The following is a 3,509-nucleotide window of genomic DNA, read 5'->3' as shown; positions in this document are numbered from 1 at the left end:
ATGGAAAGTGTCGTTAAAAACGCCAAAGAAATTGCCGCTCAAAATATCAAAGAAATCGTGTTAACTGGGGTAAATATTGGCGATTATGGCAAAGGTGAATTCGGCAATAAAAAACACGAGCACACCTTTTTAGATTTGGTTAAAGAATTGGATCAGGTAGAAGGTATTGAGCGTTTGCGAATTTCATCCATCGAGCCCAATTTGTTGAAAAATGAAACGATTGATTTGGTTTCAAAATCAAGAGCTTTTGTTCCGCATTTTCATATTCCATTACAAAGTGGAAGTAATGACATTCTTAAAAAAATGAAACGTCGTTACATGAGGGAACTTTATGTGGATCGCGTTTCAAAAATAAAAGAAGTCATGCCACAGGCTTGTATTGGTGTGGATGTCATTGTGGGTTTTCCCGGAGAAACTGACGCACATTTCTTAGAGACCTATAACTTTTTGAATGCACTTGATATATCCTATTTACATGTGTTTACCTATTCTGAACGTGATAATACCGAAGCTGTAGAGATGGACGGCGTGGTTTCAAAAAACGTAAGAGCTAAACGCAGTAAAATGCTACGAGGCTTATCCGTTAAAAAACGTCGTGCGTTTTACGAAAGCCAATTAGGAAGCACACACACCGTTTTGTTTGAAAACGAAAATAAAGAAGGTTATATACATGGTTTTACAGAAAACTATGTTAAAGTAAAAACGCCATGGAATCCTGCACTTGTAAATACTTTGCATGAAATAGAGCTGACTAAAATTGATGACGATGGCATTGTAAGGTTTGAATTTGTTGCCGTTTTGTCTGAATAAACCTGTTTTTTTAAATCTGCTGAGTGTTTTTTAACCGTCTTTTCAGCTATTGGCCGTGTTTTTTTTAGAAGACCATCCCTAATTTATAATTTTGATGTTGGCTCCTTATCTAACAACAATTATAAATGAATATTACCTTTCGTCTGCTTTTTCTCTCTGTTTGTTTTTTTATATGCGCAAGCTGTTCTAAAGAGGATGATAAGTACCCTGTCGTTGGTGATTGGGAATTGATTATGTGGACGGTAGGCATTCCATTTGATTTAGGCAATAACCAAGTCCATAGCTTAAATTTTTTAGATAAGACAGCGTGTAACGTCAACGAAACTTTGAATTTTAATCATAAAGGTATTGTTACTTCTAGTAACACATTCAATCCCGAAATAACGATTCGTTTAAAAGAGGATACTTCTGATGTTTACTTTGTTGAAGAAATTTGCGATGAGGGAACCATTGGTTTTTCTACATCGTATCTTCAAGTTGATAAGCTAAATATAGAATTAAACAATGCAGTTGGTATGGTGGAAAGAAACAAGTTGACGCTTGTTTATGCCAATGCCATTAAAATATACAACGAAGTCTTTACAGAAGTGATTGAAAGCAAGGATCTCACATTGGTTTATAGGAAGAAATAATAAAAAAATCCGAAACTAAGTTTCGGATTTTTATTTTAAATTATATTCTAATACCTACTGGAAGCATTTTCTGATACTTCCTGTTTTTCCTTATAAACTTAGCTATTTCCGGACTTGTAGGAACAACACTAATATTGCGTTCGGAGATATTCTCAAAAACCAAGGTTAAAAAATTGGCTTCAAATTCTTCAGAGGTAATGCTCTCAGGAATACATAATTTGGTTAGAAAAATTTTACGGTCTTGAAGAGAGTACTCAATTTTTGCTAAATCGTCTTCAACTTTAAGTTCAAATTGACGTAAGAAATCATTGTCAACTAAATCTGCTGCATCATTCATAATAATATCTTTAATTTTATTTAATGGTTGGAAGGAGGTAATCGCTAATTTTATATAGCTTTGCTTGACAAATTTACGAAAAATTACGTTAGTATCGGCCGCCTAAGATGTTAAATCCTTATAAAGTAAACGTTTACGGGGCTTTAAAGAATTTAATGTCTTATCTTACTTTGATCACTAAGTTTGGGTTACGCTTAAAATCAGCACATGGAGAAAGAAATTATTCCTGTTTATCTTATGCCAGGAATGGCTGCAAAACCAACCATCTTTGAGCGCATTAAATTACCTGAAGATCAATTTAAAATTTATTGGTTGGAATGGATGATTCCAGAAGTGAATGAAAGTTTGGAACACTATGCCAAACGCATGATTGAAAAAATAGAGCATAAAAACCCGGTGCTTTTGGGCGTATCTTTTGGAGGTGTTTTGGTTCAGGAAATGAGTAAGTTTATGGAGGTGAGTAAATTGATTGTGGTAAGCAGTGTAAAGTCACGTCATGAACTTCCGAAGCGTATGAAAATCGCTAAATTTATAAGAGCATATAAGTTCGCGCCCACACAATTGCTTTCCAATTTGGACGTTCTTAAAAAGTATGCCTTTAATGACACCATTTCCAAACGAATTGATTTGTACAAAACCTATCTCGCCGTAAATGACAAGCGTTATTTGGATTGGGCTATAAAGGAAATGTTGCTTTGGGATCAGGAAGAGCCTATTAAAGATGCCGTTTATATACACGGCGATAAGGATGCCGTTTTTACACATTCTTGCGAAGGAAACTGTATTGTGGTAAAAGGAGGGACCCATATTATGGTCGTTACAAAATATAGATGGTTCAATAAAAATCTTCCAAAACTAATAACAGGATCAAATTGATTACTGTTGAATTATTTTTTTACATTTATAAAAAAAAATCAGAAAATGAAAATGATTAAGAATTTACTAGCAGTCATAGGCCTTGTATGCATTTCAGGGCTGTTTATATTTGCTGTACAAAAGCCTGCTGACAGTGATTTACTGCCCGAGCAAAAGATGGTCAATGGTTATAATATATACGCTGTAAAAATACCGGATGATCTGAACTTTGCCGATGAGCCAATGCCGTTATCAGATCCTGATGTTTATGAGCGGATGGATAGAGAGCTTTTGGTCAACACCTATTGGCAATCCAACGGACTTTTGATGTTTAAACGTGCTCAAAAGTATTTTCCTGTGATAGAGCCGATCTTAAAAAAGCACGGTATTCCAGATGATTTTAAGTATTTAGCAGTCATAGAAAGTGGTTTAACCAATGCCGTTTCTCCAGCAGGAGCAAGAGGTGTTTGGCAGATTATGCCCGCCACAGCAAAAGAAAATGGACTAGAAGTGAATGAAAACGTCGATGAACGTTACAATTTGGAAAAATCTACCGAAGTGGCCTGTAAGTATTTGTTGCAATCAAAAAGAAGTTTAGGTTCATGGACGTTGGCTGCTGCGGCTTATAACGCAGGAAATGGGGGGATATCACGCCGATTAAAAGAACAGAATGTCAATGGTTATTATGATTTGTTATTAGGAGAAGAAACAGGTCGTTATATGTTCAGGATTGTGGCTTTGAAAGAAATAATGAACAATCCAAAAACCTATGGATTCAATTTTGAGGAACCAGATCTCTATTCCAATATCCCCACATTTAATGTTGTCGTAGATAAGGAAATCCCTAATTTTACTGCATTTGCAGAAGAGTACGG

5 protein-coding genes are annotated in these 3,509 nt (G+C 35.4%); 4 read left to right on the top strand and 1 reads right to left on the bottom strand.

What is annotated here, in order from left to right:
* Positions 1–810, top strand: an 810-nt coding sequence (locus tag ABIQ28_RS10860) for a radical SAM protein (protein ID WP_348037166.1), incomplete at its 5' end; no start/stop codon positions are given.
* 125 nt (positions 811–935) lie between these two features.
* Positions 936–1,442, top strand: a complete 507-nt coding sequence (locus ABIQ28_RS10855; RefSeq protein WP_348037164.1) for a hypothetical protein — start codon at positions 936–938, stop codon at positions 1,440–1,442.
* Positions 1,443–1,482: 40 nt separating this feature from the next.
* On the opposite strand, the gene ABIQ28_RS10850 is transcribed toward ABIQ28_RS10855, so the two are convergent.
* Entirely contained in the window at positions 1,483–1,779 is a 297-nt protein-coding gene (locus tag ABIQ28_RS10850; RefSeq protein WP_348037162.1) for an N-acetyltransferase, read from the bottom strand.
* 207 nt (positions 1,780–1,986) lie between these two features.
* Between ABIQ28_RS10850 and ABIQ28_RS10845 the strand changes: the two genes are divergently transcribed.
* Both ABIQ28_RS10845 and ABIQ28_RS10840 read left to right on the top strand, forming a co-directional pair.
* Positions 1,987–2,655, top strand: a complete 669-nt coding sequence (locus ABIQ28_RS10845) for an alpha/beta hydrolase (RefSeq protein WP_348037160.1) — start codon at positions 1,987–1,989, stop codon at positions 2,653–2,655.
* Between the two features lie 45 nt (positions 2,656–2,700).
* Positions 2,701–3,509, top strand: an 809-nt coding sequence (locus tag ABIQ28_RS10840; protein WP_348037158.1) for a lytic transglycosylase domain-containing protein, incomplete at its 3' end; no start/stop codon positions are given.

This window comes from Gelidibacter sp. (genome assembly GCF_039916245.1).
In the GTDB taxonomy this organism is placed as follows: domain Bacteria; phylum Bacteroidota; class Bacteroidia; order Flavobacteriales; family Flavobacteriaceae; genus Gelidibacter.
Note: the sequence above shows the minus strand (reverse complement) of the source record. Positions and strands in the feature narration are given on the sequence as shown.

What these genes read in the sequence shown, in the direction of transcription:
- ABIQ28_RS10855 (WP_348037164.1), top strand. Translation starts at nt 936, where the DNA reads ATGAATATTACCTTTCGTCTGCTTTTTCTCTCTGTTTGTTTTTTTATA.
- ABIQ28_RS10850 (WP_348037162.1), bottom strand. Translation starts at nt 1,779, where the DNA reads ATGAATGATGCAGCAGATTTAGTTGACAATGATTTCTTACGTCAATTT.
- ABIQ28_RS10845 (WP_348037160.1), top strand. Translation starts at nt 1,987, where the DNA reads ATGGAGAAAGAAATTATTCCTGTTTATCTTATGCCAGGAATGGCTGCA.